This is a genomic window from Chitinophaga sp. YR573 (assembly GCF_900110995.1).
Taxonomy (GTDB): Bacteria; Bacteroidota; Bacteroidia; order Chitinophagales; family Chitinophagaceae; genus Chitinophaga.
On record NZ_FOJF01000001.1, the window covers coordinates 3743469 to 3757388 of the forward strand.

A 13920-nucleotide genomic window follows, 5' to 3' on the forward strand; every position below is an offset into this window, starting at 1 on the left:
CTGTTACTATGCCTACTATGAGGAATTGTCAGCCCTGCAATTATATTTCCGGTAATGAATGTACCCAGTATACCGGACCCACTTCCCAGGATTGCGGACTGGTAAACGGAAACTGGTATATTATCGACGACCTTATAAGCGCATTAACCTGCGCCGGCTTCAGCACAACTACTACGTCGTCCACTACCATAAGTGACCAGGAGGGAGGATGTATAACCTTGCTGGTGGAAGGTTTTAATCAGATCTATAGCTTTGGGGGTAACGGTTTTGCTACCTTAGTTTATAAGTTATATGGTGACATGGACAAGACGCAGTTAATCTATGAGAAAAGTATAGAACATGGGAATGCAGATGCTTATACTCTTTTTAATGCTCAAAATATTCCAGGCCCTATTTATCCAGTTATTTCAGCGTTCATGACTTCTCCTGATGGCAATCCATATTACAGCTATGGTAGTGGTCTTGACCTGATTATTGTTACCAATGATATGATAAGATATGCCAGAACAATACCAATGCCTGTTGAGGGTAATAATATTTTTCCGGCGCTACCGGCCCTTCCCAGGGGTAGAACTAAAATCTACCTGAACCTAAATGCTTTTGATTCTAACAGCAATCCTGGACAAGGTATTATTGCTTTAGGTGGCAGTAAACTTATAAGTTCCTATTTTGAAGTAAACACGATATTAAATAATGGCGGGGATGTTGGGACACCCAAAATGATTTGGCCGGATACTGTGTACAATTTAACAGATTACATGTATTGCGACTTTGATACTGTTAGATTTGGCTCTGCTGCCACATCGATGACTCTTAGCATAACGGGATCAAATAACGAGAGTGTGCCCGTCAAAGTTGAATTTACTGCCTCTGACGACCCTTCTTTGTCATTTACCGATACTGTCGCTGTCGGCCAGTCTTATGAGAAAGTATTAGACCTTACTATCCCGCAAGTTACCATAAATGATTTCCTGATAAGAATATTGAAATAAACTGGAAATGAAGTTCATATGTGCCCAACCTGATAAACCTTTATTTATCTGGCAATTGAAAACGCTGTTGGTTTCCCTTATCAAGCTAGGAGTGAATAAGGAAGATATTTATTTCCTCACTCTCCTGGAGGAGGGAGTACCTGCCAGCCTGGAGATAAAATCGTTAGAGAAATACGCCAGCATATTTTATTACCCGGAGCGATCAGAAGGGCGGATATATCCAGCTAGTTCAAAACCGTATTTATTTGCCAGGTTCTGGGAGCAATTCCCGGAAAATAAGGAGCGCCACTTTCTATTCATTGAATCTGATATGCTGGTATATCAGATACCAAACCTTCCTGAAGATGAAAACTGGTATTGGAGTGAGGCCGGCAAGTATTTGGATACCGGCAAATTTGAGTATTTGCTCGGATGTCCTGATAGCATTTCAAAAGCATTTGGATTTCATTGTTTCGGGAAAGGAGCTGATGCGGACTTTTGGTACCAGGTAGAAAAAGAATCCATAGATCTTTATATTAAGATGATAGCCCTAAACCTGCCGGGGAATAAATGGATTTGTGAGATGCGAACCTGGATGTGGAATGCGGGAAGGAAGTTTAACAATGTCATTTCCCCGGAACTACTTTTTAATGACGGTACAGGACCCAGAAAGCATGGAGCAACACTTTACCATCAGCTATCAAGTAAAGTATTCCGTAAAAGAGATTACACGTATACTGAGCCCTTTGATATTGAAATTAGAGTTGACCCTAAGTTTTGCGTTTACGATTACCTGCAGGCAATAAGAACTGCTGGTTCTATATTTAAAATTAATTCTGAAAGTTAATAATAAGCTCTTAGGCCGTCCTTTTAACGGTAGTAATTGATAATTTTGATTGACCCTATCCGCGCCCAACATCTTGTTTAAGAAAGCTCCTAAAGGAAGGTTTGCTCTATTTGTTCCCTTTACCTATGAAAGACCTTGTGTTTATGTCGGCTCAACCTGATGATATGGTGTTTAGCTGGCAAATTGAATTGTTCATTGAAAATATCCGGGATCTTGGTTATCAAAATGAAATCCAGGTGCTATTGTTTACGCCGGCAGATAGGATGTATAACAGAAATCCGAGTCGGTTTAAAGCTCTGGAGAAAAAATATAGCGGAAACAATGTTAAATTCTATTGGTATCCCGATGTTGCTAACTTATTAACCTACGGCATTATACCAATAAACTATATCCCGCTCTTAAGGCCACATATACTTAAGCAGCATTTTAAAAGATTTCCGGATTTGAAAGAGAAAGCCATTTTCTATCATGATTCTGACATCATTTTTACCCAATACCTGGATTTTAGCCCATACTTAAGTGACGATATCTGCTATCTGTCAAATACCGGCAATTATATGAACGTAGGGTATTTTGAAAGTAAAACAAAACAGGTTCTTACTCATAAAGCTCAGGAATATGAACAGATAGACATATTAGACCAGTGTTGCCGGTTTGCAGGAATTACCAGGGAGATCTGCGAAAAAAATGATGAGGTGTGTGGTGGTGCCCAGTATCTGCTAAAAAATATTGATAGTGACTTCTGGGAGGATGTGGAAAGGGGTGCCTACAGAATAAGAAATTACCTGGCCTACGAACTGGCTGGTATAAACCTTCGCTTCTTTAAAGATGAAAACGATGGTTTCCAAAGCTGGTGCGCTGACATGTGGGCATTACTCTGGAATCTATGGAATCGAGCATATAAAACCAGCGTGCCGGAAGACTTTGGCTTTGCATGGGCAACGGATAAAATTGAGAAATGGAACCAGGTGTATTTTTATCATGATGCCGGCGTTGGTGCCAAAAATGAATTTTACTTATTTAACAAACGTCGCCCAAACTATATTTCAAACCAGCTTTTACCTTACCATGATGACTTAAGCCACGTATCAGCGGGGTTTTGCTCTTATAAGTATGTCCAACACATCAGGGCGGTAAAAGAAAAGAATAAATATTAATCCTATGTCTCCCAAAGCTTTTATTAAATATAGTTCAGCCGATATGCTTACAAGCGGTGTATTGGTAATTAATGATGCTATACCCACCGGACTCGGATGGATAGAAGTGCCTTACACCAACTGTTGTAGTCAGGTTGGATTTCCGGCTATGCCAGCATCGTCTTTAAAAAAGAGAGGATATATCAAATATTCTAAATCTGGGCAGGTTGTTGCCGGTTCCACAATTATCAGAAATAAAAAACCAAAGAATGGCTACTGGCAAGAAGTTCCCCTTAAAAGATGCTGCTAATATGATCGATAAACTTCCTGTTATCCAGCGGTTCCTGCTATTCTTATCGAAAAACGTGGTGGCTTTAATGTTGGTATTACTGGCCACTTCAGTGACAGCAAACGTTTATTTAATCAAAGAGATCATCAGGGTAGGAGCAAATAGTGATGCTTTTAAAAATGCTACAATCGACTATGAAAGAAGGCGAGGTGAAAAACTGGAAGAAATCTTGCATCAGGAAGTAAAGCGGGAAACACTAATAAAACAAAATAGCCATGAGTAAAATCAGAATCATTCTGTCATTAACAATTGTCTGCCTGCTCATTATTTTCTCAGGACAAACTCCCGCCCCAGGAAATAAACCTTTTTATCTCTCCTCTGATCTGCCAAAGGACTCCGTGATAAGGATCCTGCGTGAAGAAAATATGCGAACGCTTGGATTTATAGAGGATAAATCAAGAAAATATGATTCAATACATCCTCCGGTGGATACAATCAAACGGTAATAAAGTTAAATACCTACTGGTACTGATTGTTATTCTTATTCTGTGCCATTTTACCTGTAGAAAGCTAATTGGTGTCCTTTCTCCATCAGATACGGCCACAAGCACCCTGGAACCTGTTCGCAATATTACTGATAACAACGGAAAAATACTCGCCGTGATCAGGTCTCAGGAATTAAAGCTGCTCGAAAATAAACTACTTATTGATTCTCTTGCTGGTGCTTTAAGGATTAAACCCACAGCAGTAAAATCCATTGAAAGGTACGTAGTAAGAACCGATACTGTAATACGCACAGATGTAAAATACGTCAGAACAGCCGACTCAGTAATTCTCTCAAAGGATGATAGCTATTTGCATCTTTTGGCGGTGGGCAAGGATTCAGGGATCTCTTATTTCAGACTGAAACATACTGATACAATCTGTCGTGTTGAGGTTATTAAAGCACCTCTACTGAGGCGTGCTTATACCGATATTTACCTCCGTAGCGCAAGTCCTTATAATACTATTGTATCAGGAAATTCGATAAGGGTAATTTCCCCCCAGCCCTTTCTAACAATAGGTCCTTATATTGGATATGATCCATTTGTAAATAAGATGTCATTTGGGCTGTCAGTTCAATACCCAGTTATAAAAATATACAAGAAATAATTATCATGACAGATATTTTCCTGGTCTCATTGAAAAGTTGATCTCCTTTTCCAAATCGGCTATAATCCTGTATGCTTCTGGATCATACTGTTTTACTTCAGATAAATCATGATCGTTCATAAAAATACATATCCTACAGCTGAACCTGCGAAGATGCCTGTAGATAGGATGAAGGGGTATATTCCTTTTTTCCAGGTAATCAAGTACTTCCATTTCATTCCAGTGATGAATCGGAAGCCAGTCCCAAACAGTTCTTTTGCTATTGGTTAAAGCTTTATTTCTTTTCAGAGGATTTAATTTGCCTCTTGACCTGCTTTCCTGAGCTCTCATTCCCATACAATTGATTATTGTAGTGGACTTTATATTCCTGCGAATCCATGTCTGTATAGGGCCTCTTTTTAAGTCTGAGGTGCATTGCCTGGTTGTCGCTGATGGGAATTTTCGACGCTTTCGGATCATAGATAAAAAGGTTTTATTTTCATTACGACAAACATCCAGCTGCAAACCCATTAATGCCACAATTTTCTTGCACCACTCTACCGCATCTTTATGCTCCCAGCCAGTATCGGCCATAATAATTCTCTTTTTTACTTGAGGGTAGTGCTCACAAAGATAGGCCAGCATTGCAGAGGAGTCTTTTCCTCCTGAGAAATTGATAACTAATTCAATATTTTGATGTTTCATTGGCTATAGATAAAAAAGGCCGATAGCAGGAATAAATCCGCTACCGGCCTTTTGATTATAATACGAAGACCACGAGGGCCATAAGCTCCTCGAATTTCTTTTTTGCTGCAGGTACTTTATCTATATCCTGCTCAATCTGCTGATGTATCTCAGGCTTTACCATCATTATATTCCATTTACAATACCGAAACTGGGGATATTTTGCCTTTGGCAATAAATGATGAAACATTGTGGAAAGTGGTTCAGTTCCCAGTGATTGGCCAGTTATTTCACAAATCCCGTTGCGTTCCTCCCAGATTTCCTGATAAAATTCACTATCCAGGATATACCTTCCGGATTGCTGTTTCTTTTTTGCCCGCTGTTTCTCGCTGATTGGCGAGAAGGGTTTATACCGTTTTAATGCCATATTTATGCCTCCAGTTCCATACGATATTGCTTTTCACGAATCAGCATTACTAGCACTCTTGTGCGTTTCATAGGCATATTGGTCATCAGCCAACTTATCGCTTTATCCAGCCATGCAGTTTTTATATCCTTAAGCCTTAAGACCATCAATTTTCCTTCTTTCAGCGCCTTCAGGACGAATCCATATTCCCGGACCGTTTCATAGTCATCCCATACATGCAGGGATATAGGTTGTATCAGATTTATATCAACTCCAGAGAATTGTTGGTAGTGTAACCCACCATCAACAGTCGTTTTATTAGAACAACCACAGGTTTTTGCCTCGTGTCTATATTTGGATTCCACCACCATGCCACATTTCAGGCATCTGGCTGCATTATATACTAACATATTATTTGTTGCGTTTTATCACAGTTACTACAATATTGTCTCTCACTTTAACTAAGAAATCGTCTACGGGGTAGGTGCCGTTGCCCAGCGTTAGTACCATGTTTTTTAACGAAGGCGTTAAAATCCTGGCTGCCACTTCAGAAGGTGGAAGAGGCTGCACTCTCTCAATGAATCGTAGAATAGCATGCTCAGAAACAATAACATTGTTACGTTTCATCAGCCGTAGCATCTTTTCTGTTTTATTAATATTATTGTTGACTTCTCCTAATTGCTGATTTAGCCCGTTAATTTTAAACAGTATAATATCGCGCTCTCCATTTAGAGAATGCAAATGGGACTGTAGCCCTTTAAGAGAACGATTATTCACAACCACGTCATCCATCTCTATCCGTTTATTTGAGGTTTATTACTTTGGCTTCCACCTCCCTATAAAGCTCCTCATTATCTTCAAGGAGTTTTCGCAGCGAATCTTCTCCCTGGCCCAACTGCGATCCTGCATAAGAATACCAGCTTCCGGATTTTTGGATGATATCGGCCTCGACAGCCAGGGCTATCACTTCTCTTATCCGGCTGATACCTTTTCCCCATTCCAGGTAAACCAAAGCTTCCTTAAAGGGAGCTGCCATTTTGTTTTTTATAATCTTTACTTTGATTTTATTTCCCCCGCCATCCTTATCCATCTGCGATCTTCTCATATCGATCCTAACAGATGAATAGAATTTAAGCGCTTCCCCTCCAGATCCAGTCTCCGGTGACCCATATAGTACGCCAACTTTTATACGTATCTGATTTATGAAAATGATAAGAGTGCCTGTTTTCTCTGCTATCGGAACAAGCATCCTGAGCGCCTGTGACATCATCCATGCCTGTCTGCCAATATTACTGTCGCCAACTTCTCCTTCCAGTTCTTTTTTAGGAACTAGGGCAGACACAGAATCGACAACTATTACTCCCAGTCGGCCAGATTCAGTTAAAGTTTTAACAATATTTAATGCCTGCTCCCCATAATCGGGCTGACTAATAAATAAGGTATTAATATCCACGCCCAGGCTTTTTGCATAATTTGTATCCAGTGCGTGTTCCATATCTATATAGGCAGCAGATAGCCCCATACTTTGGGCGCAGGCAACAGTTTGCAGACACACCGTTGTCTTGCCAGCACTTTCCGGTGCTAATATTTCGACAATTCTTCCCCGGGGTAAACCATTAATGCCTATTGCCTGATCAATTAATAAACTGCCGGTACTGACAACCGGAACAATAGCTCCTTTTTCATTGGCAGTAATAATGGTGCCTTTGCCATATGTTTTATTAATCCTTAACATCACTTCCTGCAGCGCAGGGCCTTTCTCTTCAGAAATCATTTTACTGGGTTAAGTTTGGGTCTTACCGGAAGTGCGCCGGCACTTAAAAAAGGGGATCTATATTATTGGATTACAAAATGGGATCAGTAAAGGGGAATATGCTGTGATTATTTATCCAGATAATATGTATGATTTTTTTCGATAAATTCCATTATTTCCAATAGCACTATACTGGTTAATGGCTCGCTTTCTAACTGATTTTCAAATTTCCGATAGGAGTTTATGATGGTAGTATGTTCTTTGCCGGTATATCCTGCCAGCTTCAGAAGGGAATAGCCTGCCTTTACCATGATAAAGTATATCAATCCACGCCTGAAAATAAATTGAGATCTGCGTGATTCTGTAAAGACTTGCTCCCAGCTCCAGTCAGCGGCATCCAATATCATATTTATAACAATGGGCATTTCAATCTGAATCGGTAGCTGGCATGCTGACTCCCACCTGCTGCATACAGTGATCTTGAGATTTTTCCCTGTCTTAGTGGTAAAATCCTTTTTGTATCCGGCTATAAGATCATACTCTTTCATTGTGATGAGCTATCGGGTTACTTTCAAGGATTTGAAATGCTGCTAACATACCTTCTTCCTCCGCCAGTATTCTGTCTCCATATTTTTTCTCATGGACAGAGACTACATCAGAGGTTACTTTGTATTGCCAGATACCATCAGCCTCCCAGAGGACACATATCCGTATTTGTATTTCATCAAAAAAATCGTAGAGAAATCTTCCTGGGCTGTTAAATAACAATGCTCTGATAGATCGTTCAATATCTTTTATTGAAAAATCTATACTCGGGATAGTTGATATCTGCGATTTTTCTTCATACCATTTGAGCATCCTATTATAGGCACCAGGACAATTTTCTATTATATAGTTCACTTTTGCTGCGTCCATCACTGTTTATTTAATTTTTTACGGATTGACTCAATATTTAGTGTTTCTCGCTTTATATCTGGAATAGACCAACATTCGTCCGCAAGTACGTCATCAACTATTTCTTCCATCGTTGCGATAAAAGCGGGAACTTTAAATATTACCATTAGCTGCAATGACATGTTAACAACATTGGATCCATCCGGTGATTTTTCATAAGCAGGAAGAAGAGGGACATATTCCGGGCTGAACTTAGAATACTCTCCTTTTATAAATCGCCGGTATACCCTTTCGAAACTGGTTGGAAATTTATAAACAAGGACAACAAATCCGCCGGCATAATCATAGTCGGCCAGGATTCCAGTATTGTCTTTATATTCTTTATCTACAAATTCCTGAAAGCTTTCAAATTCAGGTGGCATAAAAAGCAGGTATACAGGATATTTACAAGGAGCATCCTTTCCGGTTTCTTTCAGGAAACCGTTAATGAATCCGTACTTACTCTTTACATCTTCTACATTAATACTCAACCCCGGCACCAGAAACAACGTTGTGTTTGTTGATTTCCCCACTATCATCAGCATAAATTTTTATGGTACAATCACCTTTGTTTTCAAAATTTCGCATAGATATATCCCAGATTTCTGAGTCTCTATGCCATTTAAGGGCTGAAATGGCTTCGTTGACACCCATATACCATTTGTTTCCATCGGCAAATCCATCTCTGGCATTAATCATGTTTCCTTTTCCGATTCTGAAAATAAGAGGAGCAATTTGGGCTTTAGAATGAGCGACAATAAACCGCATGGGTATGATGCGATAATTTCCATATCCATTTTCTTTTGCCCACTGGCGAATGGCCATGTAATACAGAAATGCCTGTATGTAGTATCTGAATTTGCGATAGGAGAAGTTAAATAGCTCAACATCGAAAGTGACCTTCAGGTCAAATATTTCAATAATTTTCAAGTCATGATCTACGGAGACCATATCCAATTTGGACTTCATTTTTATTCCCAGATATTCATAGAGTACTACCAGCTGATAGTGAATATTATATCTTTCGTTAGACTTACGACATACGATATTTGACGTTTTCCAATGTTTCTGAAGCTGCGCTATACAATTGTCTGCATATTTCAGGTCGGTAGGTCCTACCAGATATTTGTCAGAATTGGCCAGCATTTCTTTATAGTAACGTTCCTGTTCACTACCCTCAAACTCCATAAGAACTGTTTCATACGACGTTTTCTTGAGTTTTTCTCTAATACCCTTTGAATTGAACGCGACTGCATTGAAGGCATCGGCTAATAATTCAGTAAAATCCCTCGTAACAACCCCTTCCGGTGATAGAGCAGCAATGGTATAATTGTACAATTTTTCTATTACCTCACCCATTTGTCCCTTAGGCTTATTATTTGTTGCCTCTTTAAATAATTCATGATAAACATCCGGCGTCCAAAGTTTAGTTTCTACCAATGTTCCAAATGTCATATCATAGGTTTGCTCCTCCACTTTTCTTATTCTCAGCTCATGTTTTTCATAGTATTTCCACCGGTCTTCTATAAAATCTTTCAGTGAACTGTACGATAATCTGTTTATCGCCCTATACTCTCTTTCTGTCATCACTATTAGTTTTATCAGATGATCAATTATATACCACAGTGGATATTGTATTGGGGAAAACCTCCATAAGTTCTTCTTCATCAAGAATGTCGGGCCAGCTATTTTCCGCCCTCGTTCTGTGTTTTACATGCTTCCAGAACACGCCGGTATAGTAAAATATGTCGGCCTTTTCCTCAGTTTGCCTCCCCTCAATCTCCTTCCAGTTTCCTTTTGAAATTATAGATAGTCCCATCTGCGGAACAGGTTTGCAGGTCATTATTCCATATCTGATCATATCAGGGAGGTCTGCGAGTCTTAGAATGTTTCTCATGTTTCAAAAAATTTATTTCTTATGCAAAAAGCCATCAGCCGGCACCAATCATCAAACATCATGGAAACAATGTGATGCTCCGGTGCTCGTCCGTCCAGCTTGTGAAATAAAAAAGTCATCCTACTATGAATTGGATCATCACCAGGGAAATTTTTAATAAGCTGTTCCTTTATATTTTTGAATATTTCTTCCGGCTTAGGTCTCGACTTTCGATACCCGGTTTTGAGTGAAGCATTAAAAGGAATGCCGCTTAAATCAATACCGGAATTATCGAGCAGTCGGGACGCTTGCCTGGAAGTTTTACAATAATTAAAGGCAAATAAATCCCTGAGTTGTTTTGCAACCCATCTTTCGTAAGTATTTCCTTTCTGTTTACTGTTAATACGCTGCTTCCTTGGATATGCAGCATCATCTACGAGGGTAGATTTTTTCGGGGTTTTCAATGGATAGGGGGGATTAACTAAATAAAAGTAGGATAATGATTTCATTATTTTACTACTCTATAACCTGGGAGATTAAAACGTTTTCTATTACATCGGTCGTAAACTTTTCAATGTATTCCTTACGCTCTTCCATTGTGGAGAAATAAGGGACTTTCAAATGAACAAAGGACTCATATTCAGGGTTTTTTGTAAAGTGAAGGTTTATGGTTTGACCTTTGTATAGTTTTCTGAATTTAGCATACAACGTTTTAAACTCTTTCTGTTTCTCAAATTTATTGCTGATTACAAGCGTAAAATGTTTGGATATGTGATCTGGTAACAGTTCAGTGAACTCCATATAAAAATGATAGAATTCTTCAGTAACAGTGAGCATTGCAAGGATATTAAACTCGCTATCCATGATGATGCCTTTGCCGACATAATAAACTCTGTTTCTAATTGGAATTTTAATGATTTCAGATCCGTCCTGAAAAATCTGAATGACAATATCAGTATCAAATAATCTCTTGTAGCCATTTGGGCCGCTAGGAAGCGTTAAGTATCCCAGTGATGTAAAACATAGAATAAAGGGTATTCTATTGCCCGCAGAAGCAATGAATTTGCATGAATTTGAAATTGTCTGATCTGGAACCAAACTGATAGTTCTTTCACCTATCCGAATTGTTGATAGAAAATTTTGGTTCACCATGACTTTAATATTTAATATTCTATGTCATACTTATCAAGTGGAATAAGGAATTCGTAACTAAAAGGGACGTTACGAATTATCTTACCTTTTTTTACATTGGACAACCAGTTCGTGATATAAAATATCATGTGTGCAGCGATTCCAGCTGCGGTAGGTGTTGTTTGAGTGTAGGTACATGAAGGCGTATCCGATTCATCAGGTTTTTCCAGACAATTATTGTAATATTTCTCCATTAGATCTGGCCTATCACCTGGTACGTTGTAGATCCACATTTGTTCTGCAAGCAATCTTCCGTCTTGAAAGAAGAACTCGCTGCGTTCGTGCTCAGGCGTTCTGTTCACATATGCAGCCCACTTTTCGAATGCGAGTCTTCTTACCTCTATTTTATCCGGGCCACAAAGCACAATTTTTGATGTTTCACTGGTACGGGTATACTCTCCATGTGTCTCTATTTCGCAATCCGGGCTAAAGGAACTGATTGTATTTTTTATGGCCTCTACCTTTTTTTGCCCTACATTAGTGTCAAACATAACCTGGCCACCATTATGGTCCTCGAAAATATCCTTATCGTATACATGAAGACGTACTCCTGTTCTGGAGAGTAGTAATGACAACCAGGACCCAATCCCCCCCTGACCTATTATGACGATATCCCTTTTGTAGATAGCGTCAAACCAAAAGGCACCTTTAGACCTTCCATATATGGCAGGGGTGATCATTTTTTCACTTTCTGTTAATACATTATTTTCATTTGTCATTTTTTGTCGTTTTGTCGATAAGTGGTAAATAGGTGACTATTTTCTTTTTTTCCTTTGGATATGTCCTTAGCCGCTTTGGAAACAACCTTTTTAGGTGCCCGTGTTTTTGATTTTGGCTTTTTCTCAGCGATATTTCCTTCTGGGAATAATTGAAGTTTTTTTAATGCTTTGGCCTTACGAGGTTTTGGTGCCGTGGGTAATGATGGTAAAACAGGTTCCCTAGTTAGTTCAAAACAACGAGACCTGAAATCCTCGTCGATTTGACTTTCGTGGTGAACAATATTACATTCATATATACCTATAATCTCCTCTTCTGAATTGGTGTCGCTCATCACTTTAGTTGAATGCACTCCATTATTACCCAGGTAATTTAAAGTTGAATTTGATGTTGTTTTTTGGGTTGCAAAAACGCTCATCTTACCAATAATGTCATAGCTGTTATTTACAATAATTGATAAATAGTAATTATGATTTGGCGCATTTATATGTATATCCTTTTTGTCAGTATCGGAAAAGAATACCGGCATATTGTTATGGGAGTGAATCATGCCTTGTCTACAATATCTGTTTAAAGGATTATCATCCAGGTACGTAGCAAGTTTTCCAGTGAAAACTGGTGCAGTCATCACTGAGGAGCCCATATCCATTAGAAGTACGTCTTCTAACACGCACTTGAAGTTTTTTTCTCCGAAATCTCCTATTGTCCTATAGAATAGAACTGCGCTCCATTCCAGATCCTGTATCTCAGAACATAGAAATCGGACTTTATCCATAAAATGACTAGGCACATATACCGGAATTGATTGGGAGAAGAGAATTTCGTTGTAACGCGTAACTATTGAATCTGTCAGAAAGTTGGGTGTTAATAAATCTGGTGAATTCTGGGTCGGGATATTTCCGAATTTCATTGCTTGCGTTTTCATAATCAACAATTTTGAAATTTATTGGTTTGTTTTGAAAATAAAGTATTGGTTCGGTCATCTTATATTGGGTCGTATCGATTTCAAACGGAGAAATACGGATTAGTTTACCCTGATGGTTTTTTACCGCGTAACATTGCAAAGGAAGATTCATACGCTCCATTACAGTAACTATTTCTTTTTGTCCACGATCAGTTAGCTCAACATCGAATTTGTCTTCAATGATTTTTACAGAGAACATATCTCTGATCACTTGTGGTCGAAGGGAACTCAAATGGAAGAGGAAATGATTGCAAATTATTGGAATTTGTTCTGCCGGGAAATCTTCTGCAGGACCAGAGGTTGTGTGCTCAGAAACTCCAATTTCAGAAATGTAGCGATATGGAACGCCTGAAATAGATTCCCATTTGACCAGCTCTTTTATATGCAAGCAAAATAGCTCCATTCCATCCTCATAAAATCTGTGCTTAAGCTGAAGAATAACATCTAAAATAGATCCCGTTCCCAAACAAAAATGTCCATCGTAATTCTCTCGGTAATCTACTCTCGGAAGGTGAGAATGTGCATAGTTATACTTGAGTTCATCTACGGTAACTGTGGAACGGATACCATTTAAAAAGGAATCATCGACACTGAACAAACATCCTTGGAAGTTAATATTAAAGCTTACGAATAGATCTCGTATTATATGAGAAGCATCATGCTCATTTTTTATTTCAACTTCTGGAAAACGTATGACTACTTCATAAAATAGGTATTTATCTACCACCTCCAGGAGGTGTTCAATATTGGTGTCATCCGGATTATTTTCATCGCCGTCGGGTCCTAAAGAGATACCTAAGTAATTTAATGCAAGATCAATAGCCTGTGACTCATTTATATTGACTATTTCATTATTAAGCTCGCCAAAATGAGTGTTTAATATTTTCTTTATTTGATTAAGTATTCCGCTTTCACCAGTAATCCTTCGCCCTTCTTTGGCCTTTAGATAAACTGCCCGGCGAAGCATCGCAGCTTTTGAAATTTCAGCCATTTCAATTGGTTTTTGAAAAAGGAGAAGTGAA

Annotated in this window: 22 protein-coding genes; 7 read left to right on the forward strand and 15 right to left on the reverse strand. The window is 38.9% G+C overall.

The window, feature by feature from the left end; translation table 11 throughout:
- Window positions 1–8 precede the first annotated feature (8 nt).
- From BMW86_RS15860 to BMW86_RS15880, 7 genes are all read left to right on the forward strand, one after another.
- Window positions 9–992, forward strand: coding sequence for a hypothetical protein (locus BMW86_RS15860; RefSeq protein WP_089782703.1), 984 nt, complete (start codon window positions 9–11; stop codon window positions 990–992).
- A 91-nt stretch (window positions 993–1083) separates the two neighbouring features.
- Window positions 1084–1818 carry a hypothetical protein gene (locus tag BMW86_RS15865; protein ID WP_143056588.1) on the forward strand — a complete coding sequence of 245 codons (735 nt, stop codon included), beginning with the start codon at window positions 1084–1086 and terminating at the stop codon, window positions 1816–1818.
- A gap of 125 nt (window positions 1819–1943) precedes the next feature.
- Entirely contained in the window at window positions 1944–2975 is a 1032-nt protein-coding gene (locus BMW86_RS15870; RefSeq protein WP_089782705.1) for a hypothetical protein, read from the forward strand.
- Window positions 2976–2979: 4 nt separating this feature from the next.
- A complete protein-coding gene (locus BMW86_RS32520) occupies window positions 2980–3264 on the forward strand; it encodes a hypothetical protein (protein ID WP_143056589.1) in 285 nt (94 codons plus the stop codon).
- Window positions 3224–3526, forward strand: a complete 303-nt coding sequence (locus BMW86_RS15875; protein ID WP_089782706.1) for a hypothetical protein — start codon at window positions 3224–3226, stop codon at window positions 3524–3526. Before BMW86_RS32520 ends, BMW86_RS15875 begins: the two co-directional genes overlap by 41 nt.
- Entirely contained in the window at window positions 3519–3749 is a 231-nt protein-coding gene (locus tag BMW86_RS32525) for a hypothetical protein (protein ID WP_143056590.1), read from the forward strand. Before BMW86_RS15875 ends, BMW86_RS32525 begins: the two co-directional genes overlap by 8 nt.
- Window positions 3709–4395: a hypothetical protein gene (locus BMW86_RS15880; RefSeq protein ID WP_089782707.1), complete on the forward strand. Its 687-nt coding sequence runs from the start codon at window positions 3709–3711 to the stop codon at window positions 4393–4395. Before BMW86_RS32525 ends, BMW86_RS15880 begins: the two co-directional genes overlap by 41 nt.
- Window positions 4396–4398: 3 nt before the next feature.
- Here the strand turns inward: BMW86_RS15880 and BMW86_RS15885 are convergent, their stop codons facing one another.
- From BMW86_RS15885 to BMW86_RS15955, 15 genes are all read right to left on the reverse strand, one after another.
- On the reverse strand, window positions 4399–5079 hold the full coding sequence (locus BMW86_RS15885) for a phosphoadenosine phosphosulfate reductase family protein (RefSeq protein WP_089782708.1): 681 nt from the start codon (window positions 5077–5079) through the stop codon (window positions 4399–4401).
- 55 nt (window positions 5080–5134) lie between these two features.
- Window positions 5135–5485, reverse strand: a complete 351-nt coding sequence (locus tag BMW86_RS15890) for a hypothetical protein (protein ID WP_089782709.1) — start codon at window positions 5483–5485, stop codon at window positions 5135–5137.
- Window positions 5486–5487: 2 nt separating this feature from the next.
- On the reverse strand, window positions 5488–5874 hold the full coding sequence (locus tag BMW86_RS15895) for a DUF7695 domain-containing protein (RefSeq protein ID WP_089782710.1): 387 nt from the start codon (window positions 5872–5874) through the stop codon (window positions 5488–5490).
- Window position 5875: 1 nt separating this feature from the next.
- Window positions 5876–6256 (reverse strand): hypothetical protein, encoded by a 381-nt coding sequence (locus tag BMW86_RS15900; protein ID WP_089782711.1) that lies wholly within the window; start codon window positions 6254–6256, stop codon window positions 5876–5878.
- Window positions 6257–6266: 10 nt separating this feature from the next.
- Complete coding sequence (gene recA / locus BMW86_RS15905; protein WP_089782712.1) at window positions 6267–7238, reverse strand: recombinase RecA; 972 nt, start codon at window positions 7236–7238, stop codon at window positions 6267–6269.
- Between the two features lie 107 nt (window positions 7239–7345).
- Window positions 7346–7765 carry a hypothetical protein gene (locus BMW86_RS15910; protein WP_089782713.1) on the reverse strand — a complete coding sequence of 140 codons (420 nt, stop codon included), beginning with the start codon at window positions 7763–7765 and terminating at the stop codon, window positions 7346–7348.
- On the reverse strand, window positions 7752–8132 hold the full coding sequence (locus tag BMW86_RS15915; RefSeq protein WP_089782714.1) for a hypothetical protein: 381 nt from the start codon (window positions 8130–8132) through the stop codon (window positions 7752–7754). Before BMW86_RS15915 ends, BMW86_RS15910 begins: the two co-directional genes overlap by 14 nt.
- Window positions 8132–8689 carry a hypothetical protein gene (locus tag BMW86_RS15920; protein WP_143056591.1) on the reverse strand — a complete coding sequence of 186 codons (558 nt, stop codon included), beginning with the start codon at window positions 8687–8689 and terminating at the stop codon, window positions 8132–8134. The genes BMW86_RS15915 and BMW86_RS15920 overlap by 1 nt, the downstream gene beginning before the upstream one ends.
- Complete coding sequence (locus tag BMW86_RS15925; protein ID WP_177189277.1) at window positions 8631–9737, reverse strand: PD-(D/E)XK nuclease-like domain-containing protein; 1107 nt, start codon at window positions 9735–9737, stop codon at window positions 8631–8633. Before BMW86_RS15925 ends, BMW86_RS15920 begins: the two co-directional genes overlap by 59 nt.
- A gap of 22 nt (window positions 9738–9759) precedes the next feature.
- Window positions 9760–10047: a hypothetical protein gene (locus BMW86_RS15930; protein WP_089782717.1), complete on the reverse strand. Its 288-nt coding sequence runs from the start codon at window positions 10045–10047 to the stop codon at window positions 9760–9762.
- Window positions 10044–10535: a hypothetical protein gene (locus tag BMW86_RS15935; protein ID WP_089782718.1), complete on the reverse strand. Its 492-nt coding sequence runs from the start codon at window positions 10533–10535 to the stop codon at window positions 10044–10046. Before BMW86_RS15935 ends, BMW86_RS15930 begins: the two co-directional genes overlap by 4 nt.
- Before the next feature lie 7 nt (window positions 10536–10542).
- A complete protein-coding gene (locus tag BMW86_RS15940) occupies window positions 10543–11178 on the reverse strand; it encodes a hypothetical protein (protein ID WP_089782719.1) in 636 nt (211 codons plus the stop codon).
- Between the two features lie 11 nt (window positions 11179–11189).
- Window positions 11190–11936: a ThiF family adenylyltransferase gene (locus tag BMW86_RS15945; protein ID WP_089782720.1), complete on the reverse strand. Its 747-nt coding sequence runs from the start codon at window positions 11934–11936 to the stop codon at window positions 11190–11192.
- Entirely contained in the window at window positions 11933–12604 is a 672-nt protein-coding gene (locus BMW86_RS15950) for a hypothetical protein (protein WP_143056592.1), read from the reverse strand. The genes BMW86_RS15945 and BMW86_RS15950 overlap by 4 nt, the downstream gene beginning before the upstream one ends.
- Window positions 12605–12716: 112 nt before the next feature.
- Window positions 12717–13889, reverse strand: coding sequence for a hypothetical protein (locus BMW86_RS15955; protein WP_089782722.1), 1173 nt, complete (start codon window positions 13887–13889; stop codon window positions 12717–12719).
- Between the last annotated feature and the right edge of the window lie 31 nt (window positions 13890–13920).

Coding starts and splice junctions, on each gene's coding strand:
- BMW86_RS15860 (WP_089782703.1), top strand. CDS start 9: ATGCCTACTATGAGGAATTGTCAGCCCTGCAATTATATTTCCGGTAAT.
- BMW86_RS15870 (WP_089782705.1), top strand. CDS start 1,944: ATGAAAGACCTTGTGTTTATGTCGGCTCAACCTGATGATATGGTGTTT.
- BMW86_RS32520 (WP_143056589.1), top strand. CDS start 2,980: ATGTCTCCCAAAGCTTTTATTAAATATAGTTCAGCCGATATGCTTACA.
- BMW86_RS15875 (WP_089782706.1), top strand. CDS start 3,224: ATGGCTACTGGCAAGAAGTTCCCCTTAAAAGATGCTGCTAATATGATC.
- BMW86_RS32525 (WP_143056590.1), top strand. CDS start 3,519: ATGAGTAAAATCAGAATCATTCTGTCATTAACAATTGTCTGCCTGCTC.
- BMW86_RS15880 (WP_089782707.1), top strand. CDS start 3,709: ATGATTCAATACATCCTCCGGTGGATACAATCAAACGGTAATAAAGTT.
- BMW86_RS15885 (WP_089782708.1), bottom strand. CDS start 5,079: ATGAAACATCAAAATATTGAATTAGTTATCAATTTCTCAGGAGGAAAA.
- BMW86_RS15890 (WP_089782709.1), bottom strand. CDS start 5,485: ATGGCATTAAAACGGTATAAACCCTTCTCGCCAATCAGCGAGAAACAG.
- BMW86_RS15895 (WP_089782710.1), bottom strand. CDS start 5,874: ATGTTAGTATATAATGCAGCCAGATGCCTGAAATGTGGCATGGTGGTG.
- BMW86_RS15900 (WP_089782711.1), bottom strand. CDS start 6,256: ATGGATGACGTGGTTGTGAATAATCGTTCTCTTAAAGGGCTACAGTCC.
- recA (WP_089782712.1), bottom strand. CDS start 7,238: ATGATTTCTGAAGAGAAAGGCCCTGCGCTGCAGGAAGTGATGTTAAGG.
- BMW86_RS15910 (WP_089782713.1), bottom strand. CDS start 7,765: ATGAAAGAGTATGATCTTATAGCCGGATACAAAAAGGATTTTACCACT.
- BMW86_RS15915 (WP_089782714.1), bottom strand. CDS start 8,132: ATGGACGCAGCAAAAGTGAACTATATAATAGAAAATTGTCCTGGTGCC.
- BMW86_RS15920 (WP_143056591.1), bottom strand. CDS start 8,689: ATGATAGTGGGGAAATCAACAAACACAACGTTGTTTCTGGTGCCGGGG.
- BMW86_RS15925 (WP_177189277.1), bottom strand. CDS start 9,737: ATGACAGAAAGAGAGTATAGGGCGATAAACAGATTATCGTACAGTTCA.
- BMW86_RS15930 (WP_089782717.1), bottom strand. CDS start 10,047: ATGAGAAACATTCTAAGACTCGCAGACCTCCCTGATATGATCAGATAT.
- BMW86_RS15935 (WP_089782718.1), bottom strand. CDS start 10,535: ATGAAATCATTATCCTACTTTTATTTAGTTAATCCCCCCTATCCATTG.
- BMW86_RS15940 (WP_089782719.1), bottom strand. CDS start 11,178: ATGGTGAACCAAAATTTTCTATCAACAATTCGGATAGGTGAAAGAACT.
- BMW86_RS15945 (WP_089782720.1), bottom strand. CDS start 11,936: ATGACAAATGAAAATAATGTATTAACAGAAAGTGAAAAAATGATCACC.
- BMW86_RS15955 (WP_089782722.1), bottom strand. CDS start 13,889: ATGGCTGAAATTTCAAAAGCTGCGATGCTTCGCCGGGCAGTTTATCTA.